At 59.8% G+C, this 1,332-nt stretch carries 2 protein-coding genes; one reads left to right on the top strand and one right to left on the bottom strand.

All coding sequences use genetic code 11. From position 1 onward, the window contains the following. Positions 1-567, bottom strand: a 567-nt coding sequence (locus tag AC1D0Z_RS21970; RefSeq protein ID WP_477660270.1) for an LptF/LptG family permease, incomplete at its 3' end; no start/stop codon positions are given. 69 nt (positions 568-636) lie between these two features. Here AC1D0Z_RS21970 and AC1D0Z_RS21965 point away from each other — a divergent pair. Continuing rightward, positions 637-1,332 (top strand): M17 family peptidase N-terminal domain-containing protein (locus AC1D0Z_RS21965; protein ID WP_477660269.1); only part of this gene is annotated, 696 nt, incomplete at its 3' end.

Raw genomic sequence — 1,332 nt, 5'->3', positions numbered from 1 at the left:
GGCCGTGGTAATCGAGCTCTTGCCTTTTTCGGTGGCAGCTATGAACACGTTGTTGCTGGAACGCTCGCCCGCCAGGTCGCGGTCAATGAAGAAAACCCGGTTGCCGCTGGAGGACTCCTGGAACTGGCCGGGCGCGATGCGGTCGAGGTCACCGCGCTGCTCATACCTGCTTTGCATGTCTTTGGTCTGCTGGTTGGTCCAAGGCCATACAAAAAGGGCCATCAGCGTGATGACCAGCAGGACCGGCCAGGCAAAACGGAAAAGCGGCCGGAGAAAACCCGCAAGGCCCTGGCCGCTGGTAAACCACACCACCATTTCACTGTCGCGGTACATGCGCGACAAGGTGCTGACCATCGCAATAAAAAGGGACAGCGTGAGGATGGTCGGCAAGCGTCCCAGCGCCGAGTAGGCCATGAACAGCATGACGTCCTGCGGGTTGATGAAACCCCGCGATGCCTGGCCCAGGGTCCTGATCAGGACAATGGTCATCACGATGGTGACCAGGACCACCAGCGTGGCCCCAAAACTGCGAGCCAGCTCTTTGCGAATCGTGGATTGGAATAACATTGACTGAATATCTGCCTTGGCTTCGTTTTATTTTTGTTTTACTTTGGTTTATTTACCAGACCCTGAATTATGGACTTTGAACTTAAAACACTGACACCCACCCGTATTTGCAGCGAAAAAACCGACGCGCTGCTGGTTCTCGTCCCCCAGGATATGAGCCCCGGCAATGATCCCCTCTCTGTGCTGGCTTCGCTGGCAATCAAGTCGGGCGATTTTGAGGCCAAGCCCGGCAAGCTCCTGAGCACGTACCGCGTGCCTGGCATCGGCGCCAGGCGGGTCGTGCTGGCGGGAGTGGGAGATGCCAGCGCCAAAAACGTTCGAACTGCCGTCAGCGCCGGACTGGGCGCCCTGAAAGCCGCGAATGTGCAGCACCTGACCCTCTGCCTGGGTGCACTGGGCCGTCTGCAGGCCGAAACCGTGCGCGCCGCTGTGGTTGCCTGCGGCGACGCCACTTATACCTATGTCACCACCAAATCCCGTCCCGCCAAGGCTAGCCCCGGCAGACTGCGGCATGTGGTGGTTGCCGTCAATGACGCGGCAAGCGCCCAGGACGCGCGGCCCGGGCTTGAAAAAGGCGCTGCGCTTTTGAAAGGTGTTGAATTTGCCAAGGAATGGGCGAACCGTCCCGCCAACCACGCCACGCCCACGCTTCTGGCGGGCGCGGCCAAAGAGCTGGGCAAGCTGCGCGGCATCAAAGTGGAGGTACTGGGCCCCAAAGAAGTTTCAAAACTGGGCATGGGGTCGTTCATCGCCGTGGCCCAAGGC

The sequence above is a fragment of the Polaromonas sp. P1_E3 genome (assembly GCF_056405935.1).
Note: the sequence above shows the minus strand (reverse complement) of the source record. Positions and strands in the feature narration are given on the sequence as shown.